At 66.4% G+C, this 21,852-nt stretch carries 20 protein-coding genes and 2 tRNA genes; 6 read left to right on the forward strand and 16 right to left on the reverse strand.

The genetic code is table 11. From position 1 onward, the window contains the following. Positions 1–15: 15 nt before the first annotated feature. Positions 16–1,701, reverse strand: a complete 1,686-nt coding sequence (gene aceF, locus AC07PV_RS03035; protein WP_494629352.1) for a dihydrolipoyllysine-residue acetyltransferase — start codon at positions 1,699–1,701, stop codon at positions 16–18. Between the two features lie 17 nt (positions 1,702–1,718). After that, a complete protein-coding gene (gene aceE, locus AC07PV_RS03040; RefSeq protein WP_218338646.1) occupies positions 1,719–4,442 on the reverse strand; it encodes a pyruvate dehydrogenase (acetyl-transferring), homodimeric type in 2,724 nt (907 codons plus the stop codon). A 168-nt stretch (positions 4,443–4,610) separates the two neighbouring features. Between aceE and AC07PV_RS03045 the strand changes: the two genes are divergently transcribed. The 5 genes from AC07PV_RS03045 to AC07PV_RS03065 all read left to right on the forward strand — a co-directional run bounded on the left by AC07PV_RS03045 (position 4,611) and on the right by AC07PV_RS03065 (position 11,573). Next, on the forward strand, positions 4,611–7,172 hold the full coding sequence (locus tag AC07PV_RS03045) for a PAS domain-containing sensor histidine kinase (RefSeq protein ID WP_218295104.1): 2,562 nt from the start codon (positions 4,611–4,613) through the stop codon (positions 7,170–7,172). Next, on the forward strand, positions 7,169–7,795 hold the full coding sequence (locus tag AC07PV_RS03050; RefSeq protein ID WP_218295105.1) for a response regulator transcription factor: 627 nt from the start codon (positions 7,169–7,171) through the stop codon (positions 7,793–7,795). Before AC07PV_RS03045 ends, AC07PV_RS03050 begins: the two co-directional genes overlap by 4 nt. 72 nt (positions 7,796–7,867) lie before the next feature. After that, positions 7,868–8,722 carry a bifunctional methylenetetrahydrofolate dehydrogenase/methenyltetrahydrofolate cyclohydrolase FolD gene (gene folD, locus AC07PV_RS03055; RefSeq protein WP_494629354.1) on the forward strand — a complete coding sequence of 285 codons (855 nt, stop codon included), beginning with the start codon at positions 7,868–7,870 and terminating at the stop codon, positions 8,720–8,722. Between the two features lie 72 nt (positions 8,723–8,794). Further along, positions 8,795–10,840: a M3 family metallopeptidase gene (locus tag AC07PV_RS03060; RefSeq protein WP_218295107.1), complete on the forward strand. Its 2,046-nt coding sequence runs from the start codon at positions 8,795–8,797 to the stop codon at positions 10,838–10,840. A 73-nt stretch (positions 10,841–10,913) separates the two neighbouring features. Next, positions 10,914–11,573, forward strand: a complete 660-nt coding sequence (locus AC07PV_RS03065) for a glutaredoxin domain-containing protein (protein ID WP_494629355.1) — start codon at positions 10,914–10,916, stop codon at positions 11,571–11,573. 114 nt (positions 11,574–11,687) lie between these two features. Here the strand turns inward: AC07PV_RS03065 and rpiA are convergent, their stop codons facing one another. Beyond that, a complete protein-coding gene (gene rpiA, locus AC07PV_RS03070) occupies positions 11,688–12,377 on the reverse strand; it encodes a ribose-5-phosphate isomerase RpiA (RefSeq protein WP_494629356.1) in 690 nt (229 codons plus the stop codon). Positions 12,378–12,414: 37 nt separating this feature from the next. Here rpiA and AC07PV_RS03075 point away from each other — a divergent pair, with 37 nt between their 5' ends. Then, on the forward strand, positions 12,415–13,467 hold the full coding sequence (locus AC07PV_RS03075; protein ID WP_492244961.1) for a quinone-dependent dihydroorotate dehydrogenase: 1,053 nt from the start codon (positions 12,415–12,417) through the stop codon (positions 13,465–13,467). A gap of 123 nt (positions 13,468–13,590) precedes the next feature. Here the strand turns inward: AC07PV_RS03075 and AC07PV_RS03080 are convergent, their stop codons facing one another. The 13 genes from AC07PV_RS03080 to iscU all read right to left on the reverse strand — a co-directional run bounded on the left by AC07PV_RS03080 (position 13,591) and on the right by iscU (position 21,842). Next, positions 13,591–13,920: a hypothetical protein gene (locus tag AC07PV_RS03080; protein WP_218338652.1), complete on the reverse strand. Its 330-nt coding sequence runs from the start codon at positions 13,918–13,920 to the stop codon at positions 13,591–13,593. Next, positions 13,920–14,315, reverse strand: coding sequence for a phage holin family protein (locus AC07PV_RS03085; RefSeq protein WP_218295112.1), 396 nt, complete (start codon positions 14,313–14,315; stop codon positions 13,920–13,922). Before AC07PV_RS03085 ends, AC07PV_RS03080 begins: the two co-directional genes overlap by 1 nt. Positions 14,316–14,357: 42 nt before the next feature. Continuing rightward, entirely contained in the window at positions 14,358–14,660 is a 303-nt protein-coding gene (locus AC07PV_RS03090) for a DUF883 family protein (RefSeq protein WP_010458410.1), read from the reverse strand. 141 nt (positions 14,661–14,801) lie between these two features. Next, entirely contained in the window at positions 14,802–15,899 is a 1,098-nt protein-coding gene (locus AC07PV_RS03095) for an NAD(P)/FAD-dependent oxidoreductase (RefSeq protein ID WP_494629358.1), read from the reverse strand. 30 nt (positions 15,900–15,929) lie between these two features. After that, positions 15,930–16,967: a histone deacetylase family protein gene (locus tag AC07PV_RS03100; RefSeq protein WP_218295114.1), complete on the reverse strand. Its 1,038-nt coding sequence runs from the start codon at positions 16,965–16,967 to the stop codon at positions 15,930–15,932. Positions 16,968–17,149: 182 nt separating this feature from the next. Then, positions 17,150–17,224: transfer RNA gene (locus tag AC07PV_RS03105), tRNA-Val, on the reverse strand. Positions 17,225–17,271: 47 nt separating this feature from the next. After that, a tRNA-Val gene (locus tag AC07PV_RS03110) sits at positions 17,272–17,346 on the reverse strand. A gap of 37 nt (positions 17,347–17,383) precedes the next feature. Next, positions 17,384–18,097 carry a DNA polymerase III subunit epsilon gene (gene dnaQ / locus AC07PV_RS03115; protein WP_218295115.1) on the reverse strand — a complete coding sequence of 238 codons (714 nt, stop codon included), beginning with the start codon at positions 18,095–18,097 and terminating at the stop codon, positions 17,384–17,386. A gap of 86 nt (positions 18,098–18,183) precedes the next feature. Beyond that, positions 18,184–18,522: an ISC system 2Fe-2S type ferredoxin gene (gene fdx / locus AC07PV_RS03120; RefSeq protein WP_218295116.1), complete on the reverse strand. Its 339-nt coding sequence runs from the start codon at positions 18,520–18,522 to the stop codon at positions 18,184–18,186. A 36-nt stretch (positions 18,523–18,558) separates the two neighbouring features. Beyond that, the gene (gene hscA, locus AC07PV_RS03125) at positions 18,559–20,430 is read right to left on the reverse strand and encodes a Fe-S protein assembly chaperone HscA (RefSeq protein WP_369642398.1); all 1,872 of its coding nucleotides are present in this window, start codon (positions 20,428–20,430) and stop codon (positions 18,559–18,561) included. Between the two features lie 72 nt (positions 20,431–20,502). After that, a complete protein-coding gene (gene hscB, locus AC07PV_RS03130; RefSeq protein WP_218338657.1) occupies positions 20,503–21,021 on the reverse strand; it encodes a Fe-S protein assembly co-chaperone HscB in 519 nt (172 codons plus the stop codon). Between the two features lie 86 nt (positions 21,022–21,107). Continuing rightward, positions 21,108–21,431, reverse strand: coding sequence for an iron-sulfur cluster assembly protein IscA (gene iscA, locus AC07PV_RS03135; protein ID WP_063459049.1), 324 nt, complete (start codon positions 21,429–21,431; stop codon positions 21,108–21,110). Positions 21,432–21,440: 9 nt separating this feature from the next. After that, positions 21,441–21,842, reverse strand: a complete 402-nt coding sequence (gene iscU, locus AC07PV_RS03140) for a Fe-S cluster assembly scaffold IscU (RefSeq protein WP_218295119.1) — start codon at positions 21,840–21,842, stop codon at positions 21,441–21,443. Positions 21,843–21,852: the final 10 nt, after the last annotated feature.

Genomic DNA, 21,852 nt, shown 5'->3' on the forward strand with positions numbered 1-21,852 from the left:
TGTCTTGCCCTTTCGTTACATCACGATGCGGCGGAAGTCCGCCAGCAGCGAGGCAAAGTACACGTTGAAGCGCGCAGCGCTGGCGCCGTCGATCACGCGGTGGTCCCAGCTCAGGCTCAAAGGCAGCATGAGGCGCGGCGCGAACTGCTTGCCGTCCCATTTGGGCTCCAGGCTGCTCTTGCACACGCCCATGATGGCGACTTCAGGCGCGTTGATGATGGGCGTGAAGTAGCGCCCGCCAATGCCGCCCAGCGAGCTGATGGAGAAGCAGCCGCCGGTCATGTCGGCCGGGCCGAGCTTGCCGTCGCGGGCCTTCTTGGCCAGGTCGCCCATCTCTTGCGAGATCTGCACGATGCCCTTCTTGTCGGCGTCGCGGATGACGGGCACGACGAGGCCGTTGGGCGTGTCGGCCGCGAAGCCGATGTGGAAGTAGTTCTTGAGCACCAGCTGGTCGCCGTCGAGCGAGCTGTTGAACTCGGGGAACTTCTTGAGCGCGGCCACGGCGGCCTTGATCATGAAGGCGAGCATGGTGACCTTGACGCCGCTCTTCTCGTTTTCCTTGTTGAACTGCACGCGGAAGGCTTCGAGGTCGGTGATGTCCGCGTCGTCGTGGTTGGTGACGTGCGGGATGACGACCCAGTTGCGGTGCAGGTTGGCACCGCTGATCTTCTTGATGCGCGAGAGGTCCTTGCGCTCCACGGGGCCGAACTTGGTGAAGTCCACCTTGGGCCAGGGCAACAGGTCCAGGCCCACGCCGGAACCGCCCGCCGCTGCAGGCGCCTTGGCAGCCTGCGCCTTGGTCTGGGCGGCACCCGCCATCACCTGCTTGGTGAAGGACTGCACATCGTCCTGCGTGATGCGGCCCTTGGGGCCGGTGCCCTTGACCTCGTCGATGGGCACGCCCAGCTCGCGGGCGAACTTGCGCACGGAAGGGCTGGCGTGGGGCAGGCCCACGGTGGGCGTGCCGGGCTGGTGGGCGGGCACGGAGGCCGTGGCGGCGACCGGTGCAGCGGCTGCAGCAACCGGTGCGGGGGCGGCAACAGGCGCAGCAGCGGGAGCCGCCGCCGGCGCTGCGGGTGCTGCAGCTGCAGCAGGCGCACTGCCCGCCACGCCTTCCAGCAGGGCCACGAGGTCGCCGATGTTGACGGTGTCGCCGATCTTGACCTTGAGCTCCTTGAGCACGCCGGCGGCGGGCGAAGGGATCTCCATGGAGGCCTTGTCGGATTCGACGGTGAACAGCGACTGCTCGACCTTGATGGTGTCACCCACCTTGACCAGCAGTTCAATGACGGCCACGTCCTTGAAGTCGCCGATGTCGGGCACGCGCACTTCCACCGGGCCCGCAGCCGCAGGGGCTGCGGCGGGCGCAGCCGGCGCAGGCGCGGCTGCGGCCACGGGGGCTGCAGCCGGGGCGGCAGCGGGTGCAGGTGCCGCCGCCGGGGCTGCGGCCGCAGCGCCCGCGTCGGCGGCTTCCACCACGGCGATCACGGAGCCCTGCTTGACCTTGTCGCCCAGGGCGATCTTGAGTTCCTTGACCACGCCTGCGTGACTGGATGGAATCTCCATGGAGGCCTTGTCGGACTCCACGGTGATGAGCGACTGCTCGGCCTTGACCGTGTCGCCCACCTTGACCAGCAGTTCGATCACGCCCACTTCGTCGAAATCCCCGATGTCCGGGACTTGAATGTCTACCAATGCCATTGTTGTCTCCGTTCGGTTTATGCGTAGAGCGGGTTGACCTTGTCGGCCTGGATGTTGTACTTGGCAATCGCCTCGGCCACCTTGGTGGCGGGCAGCACGCCGTCTTCGCTCAGTGCCTTGAGTGCAGCGACCACGATGTAGTGGCGGTTGATCTCGAAGTGCTCGCGCAGCTTGCTGCGGAAGTCACTGCGGCCAAAGCCGTCGGTGCCCAGCACCTTGTAGGTGCGGCCCTTGGGGATGAAGGGGCGGATCTGCTCGGCATAGGCCTTCATGTAGTCGGTGGACGCGACCACGGGGCCTTGCGATGCGGACAGTTGCTGCGTGACGAACGGCACCTTGGGCGCTTCGGTCGGGTGCAGCAGGCTCCAGCGCTCGGCGTTCTGGCCGTCGCGGGTCAGTTCGTTGAAGCTCGGGCAGCTCCACACCGAGGCGGCCACGCCCCAGTCCTTTTCGAGCAGCTCCTGTGCAAAGAACGATTCGCGCAGGATGGTGCCGCTGCCCAGCAGTTGCACCGTGGGCGCATCCTTGGGCAGTGCGGGCGCCTGCTTGCACAGGTACATGCCCTTGATGATCTGCTCCTCGGTGCCGGGCTGCAGGCCGGGCATGGGGTAGTTTTCGTTCAGCAGCGTCAGGTAGTAGAAGACGTTCTCCTGGCGCTCGACCATGCGCTTCATGCCGTCGTGCATGATCACCGCGACTTCGTGCGCGAAGGTCGGGTCGTAGCTCACGCAGTTGGGGATGGTGTTGGCCAGGATGTGGCTGTGGCCGTCTTCGTGCTGCAGGCCTTCGCCGTTGAGCGTGGTGCGGCCCGAGGTGCCGCCCAAGAGGAAGCCACGCGCCTGCATGTCGCCCGCCGCCCAGGCCAGGTCGCCGATGCGCTGGAAGCCGAACATGGAGTAGTACACGTAGAACGGGATCATGATCCGGTTGTTCGTGCTGTAGCTGGTGGCCGCCGCGATCCAGCTGCTCATGCCGCCGGCTTCGTTGATGCCTTCCTGCAGGATCTGGCCGGCCTTGTCTTCCTTGTAGTACATGACCTGGTCCTTGTCGACCGGGGTGTACTGCTGGCCTGCGGGGTTGTAGATGCCGATCTGGCGGAACAGGCCTTCCATGCCGAAGGTGCGGGCCTCGTCCACCAGGATGGGCACCACGCGCGGGCCCAGGGCCTGGTCGCGCAGCAGCTGGGTGAGGAAGCGCACGTAAGCCTGCGTGGTGGAGATTTCGCGGCCTTCGGGCGTGGCTTCCAGGATGGCCTTGAAGGTGTCCAGCGCGGGCACGGTGAAGCTCTCGTCGGCTTTCACGCGGCGGTGCGGCAGGTACCCGCCCAGGGCCTTGCGGCGCTCGTGCAGGTACTTCATTTCCGGGGTGTCGTCGGCCGGCTTGTAGAAAGGCAGCTCGGCGAGCTGGCTGTCCGGGACGGGGATGTTGAAGCGGTCGCGGAAGGCCTTGATGTCTTCGTCGCTGAGCTTCTTCGTCTGGTGGACGGTGTTCTTGCCCTCGCCGATCTTGCCCATGCCAAAACCCTTCACGGTCTTGACCAGCAGGACGGAGGGCTGGCCGCCGTGGTTCTGCGCGGCATGGAATGCGGCATAGACCTTTTGCGAATCATGGCCGCCGCGCTGCAGGTTCCATATCTCGTCGTCGGTCATGTGCTCGACCATCTTCAGGGTGCGCGGGTCGCGGCCGAAGAAGTTCTTGCGCACGTAGGCACCGTCGTTGGCCTTCATGGCCTGGTAGTCGCCATCGTTGGTTTCCATCATGAGCTTGCGCAGCGCGCCGTCCTTGTCGGCGGCCAGCAGCGCATCCCAGCCCTTGCCCCAGATCAGCTTGATGACGTTCCAGCCAGCACCACGGAACTCGCCTTCGAGCTCCTGGATGATCTTGCCGTTGCCACGCACGGGGCCGTCCAGGCGCTGCAGGTTGCAGTTGATGACGAACACCAGGTTGTCGAGCTTCTCGCGCGCGGCCAGGCCGATGGCGCCCAGGGATTCGACCTCGTCCATTTCGCCGTCGCCGCAGAACACCCAGACCTTGCGGTTCTCGGTGTTGGCGATGCCACGGGCGTGCAGGTACTTGAGGAAACGCGCCTGGTAGATGGCCATCAGCGGGCCCAGGCCCATGGACACGGTGGGGAACTGCCAGAACTCGGGCATGAGCTTGGGGTGCGGGTAGCTCGACAGGCCCTTGCCGTCCACTTCCTGGCGGAAATTGAGCAGCTGGTCCTCGGAGAGGCGGCCTTCGAGGTAGGCGCGGGCATAGATGCCGGGGGATACGTGGCCCTGAATGTAGAGCAGGTCACCGCCGTGGTTCTCGCTCTCGGCGTGCCAGAAATGGTTGAAGCCGGCGCCGAACATGCTGGCCAGCGAGGCAAAGGAGCCGATGTGGCCGCCCAGGTCGCCGCCTTCGGGCGGATGGTGGCGGTTGGCCTTGACGACCATGGCCATGGCGTTCCAGCGCATGTAGGCGCGCAGGCGCTGTTCGATTTCGAGGTTGCCGGGGCTGCGTGCCTCCTGGCCGGGCTCGATGGTGTTCACGTAGCCGGTGTTGGCCGAGAACGGCAGGTCCACGCTGTTCTGGCGGGCATGTTCCAGCAATTGCTCCAGCAGGTAGTGGGCGCGCTCGGCCCCCTCCTTGTCGATGACGGCGGACAGCGCATCCATCCACTCACGGGTTTCCTGCTGGTCGGTGTCGGTGGCGGGCGCGGCGCCGTTTCCGGCCTGGGGGTCGGGCTGAGCTGACATGCTTTGTCTCCTGTAGGTGTGGCAGCAATTTAGTACGTTGGCTCTAGTTTCGCATATTTTTTGATAATTTCAAATGGTGCTTATGCATTTCACATTACAAGAAAATGCTGCAAACGCACATTGACCCGCCGTCCCGACACCGGGCATCGCCTCCCCTACACTTGGAACATGGACTCCCTGCCCCCCACGTCTTCCCCCACCGCCATGGTCGTGGCCGCGCCCGCCCGCTGGTGGCGCAAGTGGTGGCGCGGGTTGTCGCCCACACGGCAGGACCGGTTCGCGGCCCTGGCGCCGCTGGCCGCCGTGCTGATGTTTCTCGCGGCCATCGTGGCCGCGTTCTGGTATTTGCGCGCCGAGGAGGCCGAGCGCGAGCAGGAAGCCCTGCGGCGCGATGTGGAATATGCGCAACAGCGCGTGCGGCTGCGGCTGCTGGAGCGGCAGGAACAGCTCATGCGCATTGCACGCGACCTGTCCAACCAGGAGCTGGAGCGCACGGAATTCGTGAGCCGCGCCGAAACCCTGATCAGCCAGTACCCCGAGCTGCAGGCCATCACCTGGATCGACGAGCGCCGCCGCATCCGCGCCAGCCACGCGGCCCCCACGCTGGCGAGCAGCGAACTGCGCATCGCGGGCGAAGTGCTCAAGCCGGGCGACACCGCCGACACCTTCGGGCTGGCGCGCGACCTGCAGCAGCCGGTGTACGCCCAGCCGGCCGCCACCTCGGGCGACTCGACGCCGCTGCTGCAGCTGCAGGTGCCCTTGAACAACCAGGGCAAGTTCAGCGGCGTGGTGCTGGGCGAATACTCCATCGACAGCCTGCTGCGCTATGGCACGCCCACCGAAGTGCTGGCGCGCTATGCCGTCACGCTGCTGGACGGCAAGAACCAGGTTCTGGCGGGCACCCCCCTGGGCCCGCGCAACACCGCCACCCAGCTCCTGCCCTGGACGCCCCGCGCCAATGAATACGAGGTGCCCGTGTCGCCCGTGGGCAACGGGCTGGTGCTCAAGGCCCAGGCCTACCGCACCTCGCTGGGCGTGGTCGGCAGCGGGCTTTTCTGGCTGGTGGGCACGCTCTCCGCCATGACGGCATGGATGCTGATCGCCACCTGGCGCCACACCCGCCGCCGCATGCAGGCACAGCAGGCCCTGGTGGCCGAGACGAATTTCCGCCGCGCGATGGAGAACTCCATCCTCACCGGCATGCGTGCGCTGGACATGGAAGGCCGCATCACCTATGTGAACGCCGCCTTCTGCCAGATGACCGGCTGGAGCGAGGCGGAACTCGTGGGCCTGAAGGCGCCCTTCCCTTACTGGCCCGACTCCGACCACGAAGCCCTGCACGCCAAGCTGCGCGACGAGCTGTCCGGCAAGACCATCGTGGGCGGCTTTCAGGTGCGGGTGCGGCGCAAGAGCGGCACCTTGTTCGATGCCCGCCTGTATGTCTCGCCCCTGATCGATGCGCACGGCCAGCAAACGGGCTGGATGACGTCGATGACCGACATCACCGAGCCCAACCGCATCCGCGAGCAGCTCTCGGCATCGCACGAACGCTTCACCATCGTGCTCGAATCGCTGGACGCGTCGGTGTCGGTGGCCCCGCTGGGCAGCGAAGAGCTGCTGTTCGCCAACAAGCTCTACCGCCAATGGTTCGGCTCGCAGACCGGCGGGCACCTGCAGCTGGTCGCCCAGGCCGGCGTGGTGCCCGTGGCGGGCACCGACCACCGGGGCATGGACGACGAGGACGGCCTCATGGGCCTGCCGACCGACCCGCTGACCAGCGCCCGCACCGAGAACGCCGAGATTTACCTGCCCGACCTGGGCAAGTGGCTGGAAGTGCGCTCGCGCTACCTCAACTGGGTGGACGGGCGCCTGGCCCAGATGGTGATCGCCACCGACATCACCCCCCGCCGCCAGGCCGAGGAGCAGGCGGCGCGCCAGGCCGAGCGCGCGCAGTCGGTGAGCCGCCTCATCACCATGGGCGAAATGGCCTCCAGCGTGGCGCACGAGCTCAACCAGCCGCTCACGGCCATCAACAACTACTGCAGCGGCATGGTCTCGCGCATCCAGAGCGGCCAGCTCACCGAGGAGGCGCTCCTCACGGCGCTGCAGAAGACGGCCCACCAGGCGCAGCGCGCGGGCCAGATCATCCAGCGCATCCGCGCCTTCGTGAAGAAGAGCGAGCCCAACCGTACCCTGGCCGACGTGCACTCGATGGTCAACGAAGCCGTGGAGCTGGCCGACATCGAGCTGCGCCGCCACAACGTGCGCCTCACGCATTACGTAGCCGCCCGCCTGCCGCCCGTGATGGCCGACACCATCCTGATCGAACAGGTGCTGGTCAACCTCATGAAGAACGGCGCCGAGGCCATCCAGCACGCCAGCCGCCCCCCGTCCGGGCGCAGCGTGGAGCTGCGCGTCGTGCCCAAGCACATCGAGGACCGCGAGGTGGTGGAGTTCTCCGTGCAGGACACCGGCAAGGGCCTGGCGCCCGAGGTGCTCGAACGGCTGTTCGAAGCCTTCTTCTCCACCAAGGAAGAAGGCATGGGCATGGGCCTCAATCTGTGCCGCAGCATCGTCGAGTCGCACCAGGGCCGGATGCAGGCGGAGAACCTCTACAATGGATCGGAGGTCACAGGCTGCAGGTTCTCCTTCTGGCTGCCGCTTGCCAAGCCTGCTGATGCCACTACAAATTCTGTAGCACACGTACGAAACCCAAGGACAATTGCATGAGCTTGATTCCGAAAAAAGGCACTGTTTACGTTGTAGACGACGACGAAGCAGTTCGCGATTCCCTGCAGTGGCTGCTGGAAGGCAAGGACTACCGGGTGCGTTGCTTTGATTCGGCCGAAACGTTTCTGTCGCGCTACGACCCGCGCGAGGTGGCCTGCCTGATCGTGGACATCCGCATGGGCGGCATGACGGGCCTGGAGCTGCAGGACCGCCTCATCGAGCGCAAGTCGCCCCTGCCCATCGTGTTCATCACCGGCCACGGCGACGTGCCGATGGCGGTGAACACCATGAAGAAGGGCGCGCTCGACTTCATCCAGAAGCCCTTTGACGAGGAAGAACTGGTCGGATTGGTTGAGCGCATGCTGGACCACGCCCGCGAGGCCTTCGCGGGCTACCAGCAGGCCGCCAGCCGCGATGCCCTGCTGTCCAAGCTCACCAGCCGCGAAGCGCAGGTTCTGGAGCGCATCGTCGCCGGCCGCCTGAACAAGCAGATCGCGGACGACCTGGGCATCAGCATCAAGACGGTGGAGGCGCACCGCGCCAACATCATGGAAAAGCTCAACGCCAACACCGTGGCCGACCTGCTCAAGATCGCGCTGGGCCAGAACGCGCCCAAGGCGTAATACTATTTTTTTGATAGCTGCTCGCGCTTTCCAATAAAGCGCCAGAGCCCGATTTGACGGATATTTTTTGACATGACCGCCCAACTCATCGACGGCAACGCCCTTTCCCGCCAACTGCGCGCCGACGTGGCGCAACGCGCCGCCGCCCTGAAGGCCCGGGGCACCACGCCCGGGCTGGCGGTGGTCCTGGTGGGCGACAACCCCGCCAGCCAGGTGTACGTGCGCAACAAGGTCAAGGCCTGCGAAGACGGCGGCCTGCATTCCGTCCTTGAAAAATACGAGGCCGACATGACCGAGGCCGCCCTGCTGGCCCGCGTGGAAGCCCTCAACAACGACCCCGCCATCCACGGCATCCTGGTGCAACTGCCCCTGCCCCGGCACATTGACGCGCAGAAGGTGATCGAGGCCATCTCGTCCGCCAAGGACGTGGACGGCTTCCACATCGCCAGCGCCGGGGCCCTGATGACCGGCATGCCCGGCTTCTGGCCCTGCACGCCCTACGGCTGCATGAAGATGCTGGAGAGCATCGGCTACGACCTCAAGGGCAAACACGCCGTGGTCATCGGTCGCAGCAACATCGTGGGCAAGCCGATGGCGCTGATGCTGCTGGGCCAGAACGCCACCGTCACCATCTGCCACAGCGCCACGCAGGACCTCAAGGCGCAAACCCTGCAGGCCGACGTGATCGTGGCGGCGGTCGGCAAACGCAATGTGCTGACCGCCGACATGGTCAAGCCCGGCGCCGTGGTGATCGACGTGGGCATGAACCGCAACGACGAAGGCAAGCTCTGCGGCGACGTGGACTTCGACGGCGTCAAGGAAGTGGCCGGCTGGATCACCCCCGTGCCTGGCGGGGTCGGCCCCATGACCATTACCATGCTGCTGGTGAATACCATCGAAGCCGCCGAGCGCACCGCAGCGCACTGACCTGGGTCAGTGCCGTCGATGCCGGCCGCTTTGCAACTTGAACCCGCGCCATCTGGCGCCATCTGATTTCGCATGAGCAACGCCCTCCTCGACTTCTCGGACCTTCCCCATTTCGACCGCATCGCACCGCAGGACGTGGCCCCCGCCGTCGACGTCCTGCTGGAGCGCGCCAACGCGGCGCTGGAAACAGTCACCGCACCGGACTTTCCGGCGCGCTGGGACGCGATCGCCAAGGTACTGGACGTGGCGACCGAGCAGCTGGGAACCGCTTGGGGCAGCGTCAGCCACCTCAACAGCGTGGCCGACACGCCGGAACTGCGCGCGGCCTACAACGCCGCCCTGCCACGGGTGACGGAGTTCTGGACCCGCCTGGGTGCCGATGAACGCCTGTATGCCAAGTACAAGGCCATCGACCCTGCCACCCTGACGGGCGAGCAGCGGCAGGCCCACCGCAATGCCGTGCGCAATTTCGTGCTCAGCGGCGCGGAGCTGACGGGTTCCGCCAAGGAGCGCTTCGCGCAGATCCAGGAACGCCAGGCCGAGCTGAGCCAGAAGTTCAGCGAGAACGCCCTTGATGCCACGGATGCATACGCCTACTACGCGAGCGCCGAGGAACTCGACGGCATTCCCGCCGATGTGCAGCAGGCCGCGCGGGCGGCGGCGCAGGCCGACGGCAAGGACGGCTACAAGCTCACGCTCAAGATGCCCTGCTACCTGCCGGTGATGCAATTCGCCACCCGCAGCGATCTGCGCGAGAAGCTCTACCGCGCCTACGTCACCCGCGCTTCCGACCAGGCCGAGGGCGATGCGCGCAAATTCGACAACACGGCACTGATCAGCGAGATCCTGGCACTGCGCCGCGAAGAAGCCCAATTGCTGGGCTATGCGAACTTTGGCGAAGTCTCCGTCGTGCCCAAGATGGCCCAGTCGCCGGACCAGGTGATCGGGTTCCTGCGCGACCTGGCGCGCCGCGCCCGCCCTTATGCCGAGAAGGACGTCGCCGACCTGCGTGCGTTCGCGGCCGAGAAGCTGTCGTTGACCGACCCGCAGGCCTGGGACTGGCCCTACGTCTCCGAGAAGCTCAAGGAGGCGCGCTATGCCTTCAGCGAGCAGGAAGTCAAGAAGTACTTCACGGCGCCCAAAGTGCTGGCGGGCCTGTTCAAGATCATCGAAACCTTGTTCGAGGTGTCCATCCGCCGCGACAGCGCGCCGGTGTGGAACCCCGCCGTGGAGTTTTACCGCATCGAGCGCGGCAATACGCTGGTGGGCCAGTTCTATCTGGACCAGCCCGCCCGCACGGGCAAGCGCGGCGGCGCCTGGATGGACGACGTGCGCACCCGCTGGCTGCGCCCCGACACCGGCGTGCTGCAGACCCCCGTGGCGCACCTGGTGTGCAACTTCGCCAGCGGCGTGGACGGCAAGCCGCCGCTGCTCACGCACGACGACGTGATCACCCTTTTCCATGAGTTCGGCCACGGCCTGCACCACATGCTGACCCAGGTGAACGAGCGCGACGTCTCGGGCATCGGCGGCGTGGAATGGGATGCGGTCGAGCTGCCCAGCCAGTTCATGGAGAACTTCTGCTGGGAGTGGGACGTGCTCAAGCACATGACGGCCCACGTGGACACGGGCGAACCCCTGCCCCGCGCGCTGTTCGACAAGATGATCGCCGCCAAGAACTTCCAGAGCGGCATGCAGACGCTGCGCCAGATCGAGTTCTCGCTGTTCGACATGCTGCTGCACACCGAGCACGACCCGGCACAGGACATCATGCCGCTGCTCGACCAGGTGCGCCGCGAGGTGGCCGTGCTGCAGCCGCCGGCCTTCAGCCGCACGGCCCACACCTTCAGCCATATCTTCGCGGGCGGCTACGCCGCCGGCTACTACAGCTACAAGTGGGCCGAGGTGCTGAGCGCCGATGCCTATGCGGCCTTCGAAGAAACGGCCGGCAGCGATGGGCTGCCCAGCACCGAAACGGGCCGCCGCTACCGCGAGGCCATCCTGGAGGCCGGCGGCAGCCGCCCCGCGATGGAGTCCTTCAAGGCCTTCCGGGGCCGCGAGCCCAGCCTGGATGCCCTGCTGCGCCACCAGGGCATGGCCGAAGAGTCGACGGCCTGACCGAATCCATGGCACCCAGGGCAGTTTGCACTGCGCCCGGGGCCGACGATCGATCCTGCATGGAGTGAGAAAAATGAAGATGCACAATCCGCTGACCGCCCCCCTGCTGGCATCCTTGCTGATGGTGCTGGCCAGCGCCAGCGTCCAGGCGCAAGGCGTCTACCGGATCGTTGGCCCGGATGGCAAGGTGACGTTTTCGGACCGCCCGCCGGCCGACGCCAGCGCCCAGCCCGCGCGGGCAGCCACTGCGCCGCCCGCAGCGGCCAACGCCGCGCTGCCGTACGATCTGCGCCAGACCGCCAGCCGCTTTCCCGTCACGCTCTATACGGGCAACGATTGCCCGCCGTGCACCTCCGCGCGCAATCTGCTCACGTCGCGCGGCATACCGTTCACCGAGCGCACCGTGTCCAGCAACGAGGACATCGCAGCACTGCAGCGCCTGAGCGGCAACTCCAGCCTGCCCTTTGGCACCATCGGCGGCCAGCAGCTCGCGGGTTTTTCTGAAGGGGAATGGACGCAGTACCTGGATGCTGCAGGCTATCCCAAGCAATCGCAGCTGCCCGGCAACTACCGCCAGCCTGCCCCCACCCCTCTGGTGGCCATCAAGGCCGTGGAGCCTGCAACAGCAGCGGCTGCAGCGTCGGCCCCGGCGTCCGCAGTACCCAGGGTGCGCCCCCCGGCTCCGGCCAATGAGGGGCCGTCGCCCAGCAATCCGGCGGGCATCAGATTCTGAGCGTCCCTCTCCCTGGGAACGGGCGGCCGGCGGCCGCCAGGACAAAGGGGCCTTTTCAGGCCCCTTTGTCCATTCCGGCGGACATGCGCCCGTGCCCGCCGCCAGGCCCCGGGCTCAATAAGTGAGCGTCTTCACCCCTTGTGCCGTGCCCAGCAGGCAGACCGACGCCTTCTGGTGGGCAAAGACACCCACCGTCACCACGCCCGGCCACTGGTTGATGTCGGACTCGAACGCCAGCGGGTCCGTGATCGAGAGCCCCCGGACGTCCAGGATGTGTTGGCCGTTGTCGGTCACCAGGGGCTGGCCATCCCGCAGCCGCAGCTGCGCCTGGCCGCCCATCGCCGCAAAACGCCGCGCTATGTGGTTGGCGGCCATCGGAATCACCTCGGCGGGCAAAGGAAACTGCCCCAGTGCCTGAACCAGCTTGGATTCGTCGGCGATGCACACGAAACGGCTGGCCAGCGCTGCGACGATCTTCTCGCGCGTCAGCGCCGCGCCGCCTCCCTTGACCATGTGGCCCTTGCCGTCGATTTCGTCGGCACCATCGATATAGACCGAAAGGGCCTGGACTTCGTTGGCATCGAACACCGCAATGCCCAGCGCCTTCAGGCGCTCGGTGCTGGCCACGGAGCTCGATACCGCCCCCTTGATCTGGTCCTTGATGGTGGCCAGCGCGTCGATGAACTTGTTGACGGTGGAGCCGGTACCCACCCCCACAATCTCGCCGGGCACCACATATTGCAGCGCGGCCTGGCCTACCAGGGTCTTGAGTTCATCTTGGGTCAGGGAGGTGGAGGTCGTCATGGGAGAAAATCAGGGGGAAACCTTGAATTATCCCCTCATGTCCCTGATCCCCTACGCCCTCACCCGCCCCTTTCTCTTCGGCCTGGATGCCGAGACCGCCCACGAGCTCACCATGGACATGCTGGCGCGCGGACAGCGCACGCCATTGCAATGGGCCTGGTGCAATGAAACCGTGGACGACCCTGTCGAATTGGCGGGCCTGACGTTTCCCAACCGCGTCGGCATGGCGGCGGGGCTGGACAAGAACGCCCGCTGCATCGACGCACTGGGCGCCATGGGCTTCGGCTTCGTGGAAGTGGGCACCGTGACACCCAAGGCGCAGCCCGGCAACCCCAAGCCACGCATGTTCCGCCTGCCCGAAGCACGCGCGCTCATCAATCGCCTGGGTTTCAACAACGAAGGGCTGGATGCGTTCCTGCACAACGTGCAGCAGGCCCGCTTTCGCTCGCAGAGCCGCAAACACCCCCTGCTGCTGGGCCTGAATATCGGCAAGAACGCCACGACCCCGATCGAGAACGCCACCAGCGACTACCTGGCCTGCCTGGACGGCGTGTACCCGCACGCGGACTACGTCACGGTCAACATCAGCTCGCCCAACACCCAGAACCTGCGCGCGCTGCAGAGCGATGCGGCGCTGGACGCGCTGCTGGGCGCGATCGCCGAGCGCCGAGCAGCCCTGGCGGCCCGGCACGCGCGGCGCGTACCGGTGTTCGTGAAGATTGCCCCGGATCTCGATGAAGCCCAGGTGTCCGTGATCGCCTCCACGCTGCAGCGCCATGGCATGGACGGCGTGATCGCCACCAACACCACCATCAGCCGCGCGGCCGTGCAGGGTTTGCGCCACGCGCAGGAAACCGGCGGGCTCAGCGGCGCCCCGGTGCTGGAAGCCAGCAACCAGGTGATACGCCAGCTGCGTGCGGCCCTGGGCAGCCGTTTTCCCATCATTGGCGTGGGTGGCATCATGAGCGCCGAGGATGCGGTGGGCAAGGTCCGCGCCGGCGCCGATGTGGTGCAGATCTACACCGGGCTGATCTACGAAGGCCCCGCGCTGGTGGCGAAGGCCGCGAAGGCCATCAAGGCCATGGGCTGAGCCACGGCACGCCACCCGCGCGCTAGGCCCCCAAAAAAAGAGCCGCCCATCTGGGCGGCTCTTTTGCCGTGGGACAGAACGCAGGCTCCTGCCGGCCGCCCGGCAAGGTGCCGGCAAGGCCGGTCAGCGCCGCAACCGCATCAGCATGGGCAGCAGCACGCCGGCCCAGCGAATCAGCCGGCGCGGCCCCGCCACGACGGCGACGCCGGCCATGGCCGCCACCGCCAGGGGGTGTTCCCGGGCGAATCCCGCGGCGCGCAGCACCAGGGACTCGTCCAGGCCGCCGTCACCCTGGTCCCGCTGCGCCAATGCCAGCGACTGTGCCCGGGCCGCCCTGCGGGCGCGCAAGCGTTCGCGCTGCATGGCGATCCGGTCCAGCACACGCTGCTGGGCCATGGTGGGCTCGGGAACCACGGCTTGCGGGGCAGTGGTCGATGGGTTCGTCGCAGCCATTACAAACGCTCCTTGATGTCACGCCAGTCCTGCGCCAGCTCGCGCCGCGTAAGGGCAAAGCCCTGGCCCGCCTTCTGCACGACGGAAACCAGCGACATGAGCGTGGCGGCCCAGCCGACAGTCCAGACGGCTGCCACGAGCCAAGCCACCAGGGTGCGCTGGGGGGTGTCCCAGAAATGCACCAGCACCGCCAGCGAGAGCATGATCAAGGCCACCACGGTGAGCCCCGCCACCACAATGGTCAGCACCAGCATCTGCTGCAGGCGCTGCTTCTGATCCTGCCACTCCAGGCGTGCGAGGTCCATGCGGTCTTCCGCCGCGATGGCGCCTTCGATCACGTTGGCGCGCCAGCGGGCCACCAGGGCCTCCAGCCCCAGGAGGGAAAGCCAGTTCATGTGCAGCCTCTGCGTTGTGCGGCCGTGCGCGGCAGGCCGGAATCAGCGCCGCGCAAGCAGGAAGCCCACCAGGGCGCCGACAGCCAGCGCGGCCCCGGCCACGCGCCATGGTTCATCGTGCGCATAGCGGTCGGCCGCAAGGGCGGCATCCTTGGCCTGGCGGGCCGCATCCTGCGCCGCGCGCACCGCGGATTCGCGCACGTTGTGCATGCCGTCGTCCAGACGCTGGCGCAGCAGCTTGATTTCAGGGACCGCGTCGAGATCCTTGTTGGCGAGAAGCCCCCGCAGATCAGAAACCAGCTTTTCCAGTTCGCCCTGGGTGGTGGTGGTGTCGGAAGCAGTCATACAAGCCTTTCTTGAAGCAACACAAAAAAATCAATCATCCCTGCCGGAACAGGACTCGGGTTCATCTTAGCCACCAGCCCCCGCCCCGCTTCGTAGGACGGCGACGCAAGAGGTTACGGATTGCAAATGGTTTGCCGCAGATCAGACCAGCGCGGCCACATGGTCCGCAATGGCCAGGGCGCTTGTCAAGCCGGGGGATTCGATGCCAAACAGGTTCACCAGGCCCGGGACGCCGTGCACCGCGGGCCCCTGGATCATGAAGTCCGCCGCGGGTTCCCCGGGGCCATGGATCTTGGGGCGCATGCCCGCATAGCCGGGCGCCAGCGCTCCGTCGCGCAGCGTGGGCCAGTACTTGCGGACCTCGGCGTAGAACGCGTCCCCGCGTGCGGGGTCGACCAGCAGGTCGTCCGGCGAATCAACCCACTGCACGTCAGGGCCGAACTTGGCCTGCCCGCCCAGATCCAGCGTCAGGTGCACGCCCAGGCCGGCAGCCTCGGGCACGGGGTAGATCAAGCGGCTGAAGGGTGCCTTGCCAGACAGCGTGAAATAGCTGCCCTTGGCGTAGTGGGCACGTGGCACATGATCCGCTCCCAGCCCCGCAAAGCGGCGGGCCAGCCCGGGGGCGTGCAGCCCTGCGGCATTGACCACGGTACGGGCTCGCAAACGCGTGCCATCGGACGCTACCAAATCAATAGCATTCTGCGCGCATTCCGCTTGTGCCAGGGGCGAATTGAGGGCCACGAGTCCCCCCGCATGCTCCAGGTCGCCCTGCAGCGCGAGCATCAAGGCGTGGCTGTCCACGATACCGGTACTGGGAGAAAACAATGCAGCGACGCATTCCAGCGCGGGCTCCAGCGCCTGCGCTTCCTGGCGGCCGAGCCAGCGCAGATCCGGCACGCCGTTGGCTTGCGCCCGTGCCTGGATGGACTCAAGACCAGGCAGCTGCCCCGACGAGGTTGCCACCAGGAGCTTGCCGCAGCGGCGGTGGGGCACGCCACGCTCGGCGCAGTAGGCATACAGCATGTCCCGGCCTTGGACGCACAGCCGCGCTTTCAGCGACCCGGTGGGGTAGTACAGCCCGGCATGGATGACCTCGCTGTTGCGCGAACTGATGCCGGTGCCTATCGCATCCGCGGATTCCAGCACCATCACCTCGCGGCCCCGCAGCGCGAGGGCCCGGGCCACGGCCAGGCCGACCACGCCCGCCCCCACCACCACACAGTCGACTACATCCGCCATTCGCTCGCCCTCGTCCTTGCCCTTCGGTGCTCAGCCTTGCTCGAAGCCGTCGAGCACATTGACGGCATTGGTTCCCAGCTCGGCCGCCGCGTAGCCACCTTCGAGAACGAAGACAGCGGGCAGCCCCAGGCGTGCGAGGCGCGCGCCCAGCCGGGTGAAATCGGACGAGGCGAGTGCGAAGCGGGAAATGGGGTCGCCCTCGAACGCGTCGAGCCCCAGCGAGACCACAAGGGCATCGGCCCCGTGGCTGGCGATCCGCGCACAGGCACTTTCCAGCGCATCGAACCAGGCGGCGGCGCTGGTGCCGGCCGGCAGCGGCAGGTTCAGATTGAAGCCCGCGCCCTCTCCTGACCCGGTTTCGTCCGCATGGCCCAGGTAAAAGGGGTATTCCGTGCGCGGGTCGCCATGCATGCTGATGAACAGCACGTCGGAGCGGTCGTAGAAGATGCTTTGCGTGCCATTGCCATGGTGATAGTCGACATCCAGCAGGGCCACGCGCCGGGCGCCCTCGTTGCGCAATACCTGCGCCGCCACGGCGGCGTTGTTCAGGAAGCAGTAGCCCCCCATGAAGTCCGGGCCGGCATGGTGGCCTGGCGGGCGTGTGCAGCAAAACGCCGCGCCCACACCCCGCGCCACCCGGGTGGCGGCACTGGCGGCCGCATCCGCGCCTGCCTTGGCCGCCGCCCAGGTGCCGGGGGCCATGGGCGTGCCGTTGTCCATGGAGTACAGGCCAAGCCGCGCCACGAAGTTCTCCGGCTCCAGATCGCTGCGCAGGGTGCGCACGGGCCACACGGATGGAAAAGGCTGCACATCGGCGTTCGCGGGGTCCAGCGCCATCCATTGCTGCCAGGCCGTCTGCAGGAAGGCCAGATAGCGCTGCGCATGCACCTGGGACAGCACGGGCCCGCTGTCCACATCCGGCGCCGTGAGGCCGTGGCCCCGCGCGCGCAGCGCCTCTTCGACATAGTCCACGCGCGCAGGCTTCTCGAAGCAGGGAACGCGTTCGCCGCGAAAGAACTCGTGGGTGGGAGCGTGCCCCTGGTGCAGCGGGTTGTGGAAGGTGATCATGGGTCGGGCGTGTCGGCAAAGGAAGCCCGTGGCAGGCCAGGGTGGCCTTCCCGCGGGGGAGTCCCGCCATGGACTCGAGGCTGACACTGTAGCCGCTTTGCGGCGCCCTGCCGCCAAATGGGCCCTGGAGGCCCCGGCCCAGGAAAAAACCCCTGCAGACCAGAGATCTGCAGGGGTTGAATTGGTGGGTGATACATGGATCGAACATGTGACCCCTGCCGTGTGAAGGCAGTGCTCTACCGCTGAGCTAATCACCCGTCGCTGGCACCCTGAACAGGGTGTGTCGCGAGGCCGTCAACAAGCGTGGTGGGTGATACATGGATCGAACATGTGACCCCTGCCGTGTGAAGGCAGTGCTCTACCGCTGAGCTAATCACCCGTGTCGCTGTGACAGCCTTCTATTATGGCACAGCTTTTCAAGCTGCCTGGACAGTTCTCCAAATTGTTTTGCCTCCGCTGGCCTTGTCGATCTGCGCCAGCACTTCGGCATGGGCCGTCTGCTCCTGCTCGCTGGCGCGCAGCACGGGCAGGCTCAGCAGCCGCAGGTCGATGGCGGCCACCTTCAGGCCGTCGCTGCCTTCCTGCGCATCATCGGCGATGAGCAGGGCATCCTGGCCACGGGTCAGGTTGATGTAGACATCGGCCAGCAGCTCGGCGTCCAGCAGCGCCCCGTGCAGGGTGCGGCCGGAGTTGTCCACGCCCAGCCGGTCGCACAGGGCATCGAGCGAATTGCGCTTGCCCGGGTACATCTCCTTGGCCATGGCGAGCGTGTCGGTCACGCTCTCCACGTACGTGCGAAAGCCCGGGCGTCCCGTCAGTTCCAGCTCCTTGTTCAGGAAGCCCACGTCGAACGCCGCGTTGTGGATGATGATCTCGGCCCCCTGCAGGTACTGCAGGATCTCGTCCGCCACCTCGGCGAACCTGGGCTTGTCCTTCAGGAACTCGTTGCTGATGCCGTGCACCTTCAGCGCATCTTCATGGCTGTCGCGGCCCGGATTGAAGTACAGGTGCAGGTTGTTGCCGGTGAGCTTGCGGTTGAGCAGCTCCACGCAGCCCAGTTCAATGATGCGGTCCCCGCTGTCGGCCGAAAGGCCGGTGGTTTCGGTGTCGAGAACGATCTGGCGGGTCATACGCGCCCCCACGCTCGGCACTTCGTGTCCTCGCTGCCCCCCAGGGGGGCGCCAGCTTGCCTGGGGCGGCCCGGCGCTGCGTTCATCTAGTGGTTCTCCTTGGCATGGTTGATCGTGTACTTGGGAATTTCCACGGTCAGATCGGTTTGCGCCAGGATGGCCTGGCACGACAGGCGCGATTGTGGCTCCAGGCCCCAGGCGCGGTCGAGCAGGTCTTCTTCCTCTTCCTCGGCCTCGTTGAGCGAGTTCAGCCCCTGGCGCACGATGACGTGGCAGGTGGTGCAGGCACAGCTCATGTCGCAGGCGTGCTCGATGTTGATGTGGTTGTCGAGCAGGGCTTCGCAGATCGACGTGCCGGCGGGCGCGGTGATTTCGGCCCCCTGGGGACAGTATTCGGGATGGGGAAGGATCTTGATGACGGGCATGGGGTGTGTGGGCTCTTATTGCTTCTTGTCCGGGGCTTACAAGGTCTGCACGTTCTTGCCAGCCAGCGCCTGCTGGATGCCACGGTTCATGCGCTGCGCGGCGAAGGCTTCCGTGCCCTTGGCCAGTGCATCGGTGGCGGCTTCGATGACGGCGGCATCCTGCGCATCCCGCTGGTGGCGCAATGCCACCATCAGCGCATCGATCTCGGCGCGCTCCCGGGTGGAGAGGACATCGCCGTCGGCATCGAGGGCACTCTGGGTGGCGATCAGCATGCGGTCCGCGTCCACGCGGGCCTCGACCACCGCGCGGGCCTTCATGTCCTGGGCAGCCGTGGCAAAGCCGTCCTGCAGCATGCGCGCAATCTGGTCGTCCGACAGGCCATAGGAGGGCTTCACGTCGATGCGAGCCTCCACGCCACTGCCCTGCTCCCTGGCGCTCACGCTCAGCAGGCCGTCGGCATCGACGGTGAAGGTCACGCGGATGCGCGCCGCGCCCGCGGCCATGGGCGGAATGCCGCGCAGCTCGAAGCGCGCGAGGCTGCGGCAGTCCTGCACCAGGTCGCGCTCGCCCTGCACCACATGCACCGCCAGCGCTGTCTGGCCGTCCTTGTAGGTGGTGAAGTCCTGCGCCTTGGCGGTGGGAATGGTCTCGTTGCGCGCGACGATGCGCTCCACGAGGCCTCCCATGGTTTCGATGCCCAGCGACAGCGGAATCACGTCCAGCAGCAGCAGGTCGCCCGCCGTGTTGTTGCCCGCCAGCTGGTTGGCCTGGATGGCGGCACCCAGCGCAACGACTTCGTCGGGGTTGAGGTTGGTCAGCGGCTCCTTGCCAAAGAAGGCGGCCACCGCCTGCCGCACCTGCGGCATGCGGGTGGAGCCGCCCACCATCACCACGCCCTTCACCTCGTCACGCCCCAGATGGGCGTCCCGCAGCGCGCGGCGCACCGCCGCCATGGAGCGCGCGGTCAGTTCGGCCGTGATGGCCTCGAAGTCCGATTTCTTGACATCGAAATGCACGCCACCGCTTGACAGATGTGCGCTGAATGCTACCGAATCTATAGCAGTCAAGGCTTCCTTGCAGGCGCGTGCCGCCATGCGCACCGCCGACTTGTCCGCCGGGGTGACGGCCTGAAGGCCCAGTTGCTGCAGCACCCAGTCCGCCAGGGCCGCATCGTAGTCGTCGCCGCCCAGCGCGGAATCGCCGCCCGTGGCGATGACCTCGAACACGCCCTGCGTCAGGCGCAGGATGGAGATGTCGAAGGTGCCGCCGCCCAGGTCGTACACCGCGTAGACCCCCTCGCTCGCATTGTCCAGGCCGTAGGCAATGGCTGCGGCCGTCGGCTCGTTGATGAGGCGCAGCAGGTGGATGCCCGCCAGCTTGGCCGCGTCCTTGGTGGCCTGCCGCTGGGCGTCGTCGAAGTAGGCGGGCACGGTGATGACGGCACCGTAGAGGTCGTCATTGAAGGTGTCCTCGGCCCGGTAGCGCAGCGTCGCCAGGATTTCGGCACTGACCTCGACGGGCGACTTGTTGCCGTCTACCGTCGCGAGACTGACCATGCCCTGCTCCCCCGCCTCGCTGGCGGGAACAAAGTCGTAGGGCAGCTTGCCCGCCTCCGCCACGTCTTTCAGGCCCCGCCCCATGAAGCGCTTGGCCGAGGCGATGGTGTTGCGCGCATCCTGGGCCTGCGCGGCCACGGCGTCGTATCCGATCTGGCGTCCACCCTTTTCCAGGTACCGCACGACCGAGGGCAACAGCACCCTGCCCTGCGCATCGGGCAGGCATTCGGACACGCCATTGCGCACGGCGGCGACCAGGGAGTGGGTGGTGCCCAGGTCAATGCCGACGGCAATGCGCCGCTGGTGCGGATCGGGGGATTGGCCGGGTTCGGAAATCTGCAGAAGCGCCATGAAATTTCAGGTCTCAACGTGGTGGAGTCCGCCGTCATACGAACGGGGCCCCAGGGGGAAAGCAAAACCGCTCTATTGTCCCAGTTGCTCTCGGCGGCGTTCAATGTCGTCCGCAAATCGCGCAATGAACATGAGGGCTCTGACCTGCCGGGCGGCACCCGCGTAGTCCCGCTGCTGGTCGATGAGTTGCTCGCACTGCGCCAGCGCGGCACGGCGGGCCTGGGCAACGCCATCCTCGAGCGCATCGAGTTCGCTCTCGGCGCGGGCATCTTCCAGCGCCTCGCGCCACTCCATCTGCTGCATGAGGAACGCCGCCGGCATGGCCGTGTTGTCCTCGGCGCGGATCGGGGCCCCGTGCAGCTCGCACAGGTAGGCGGCGCGGCGCTGGGGATCCTTCAGGCGCTGGTAGGCCTCGTTGATGCGCACCGACCATTGCATGGCCACGCGCTGCGCGGCCGCGCCCTGCGCCGCGAACTTGTCGGGATGTGCTTCGCGCTGCAGCTCTTTCCAGCGCGCATCGATGGCGCCACGGTCCTGCGCGAAACGGCGCTCGAGGCCAAACAGTTCAAAGTCGTCGGATTGCAGGTTCATGCACAGGTCGCGAGGTGCGGGTCAACAAAAAACCGCCAGCACGGAGAGCGCGTTGGCGGTTTCACGAAAAAAGCGTCGGCAGGCGCTCAAACGCGGAAGCTCTCTCCGCAACCGCAGCGGTCCCGCTCGTTGGGGTTGTTGAACTTGAAGCCTTCATTGAGGCCTTCGCGCACGAAGTCGAGTTCGGTACCGTCGATATAGGCCAGGCTCTTGGGATCGATCAGCACCTTGACGCCGTGGTTTTCAAACACGATGTCTTCGGGCTCGGAATCGTCCACATACTCCAGCTTGTAGGCAAGCCCCGAACAGCCGGTCGTCTTGACACCCAGGCGCACCCCCAGCCCCTTGCCGCGCCGGGCAAGATAGCGGTTGACGTGCCGGGCAGCGGCTTCTGTCAGCGTAATGGCCATATCTCTCACTCAAGCAGCGGTGGCGGCTGCCGCGTGCTTGGTCTTGTAGTCGAGCACGGCGGCCTTGATGGCGTCTTCCGCCAGGATGGAGCAGTGGATCTTGACGGGCGGCAGGGCCAGCTCCTCGGCGATCTCGCTGTTTTTCAGCGCCGCTGCTTCATCCAGCGTCTTGCCCTTGACCCATTCGGTCACCAGCGACGAGGAGGCAATGGCGGAGCCGCAACCGTAGGTCTTGAAACGCGCATCTTCGATCACGCCGGTTTCGGGGTTCACCTTGATCTGCAGCTTCATCACGTCGCCGCAGGCAGGCGCACCCACCATGCCGGTGCCCACCGAATCGTCGCCCTTGTCGAACGAACCCACGTTGCGGGGGTTTTCGTAATGGTCAACCACTTTGTCTGAGTAAGCCATGATGTGTACC

Source organism: Acidovorax sp. GW821-FHT09A11 (genome assembly GCF_059418365.1).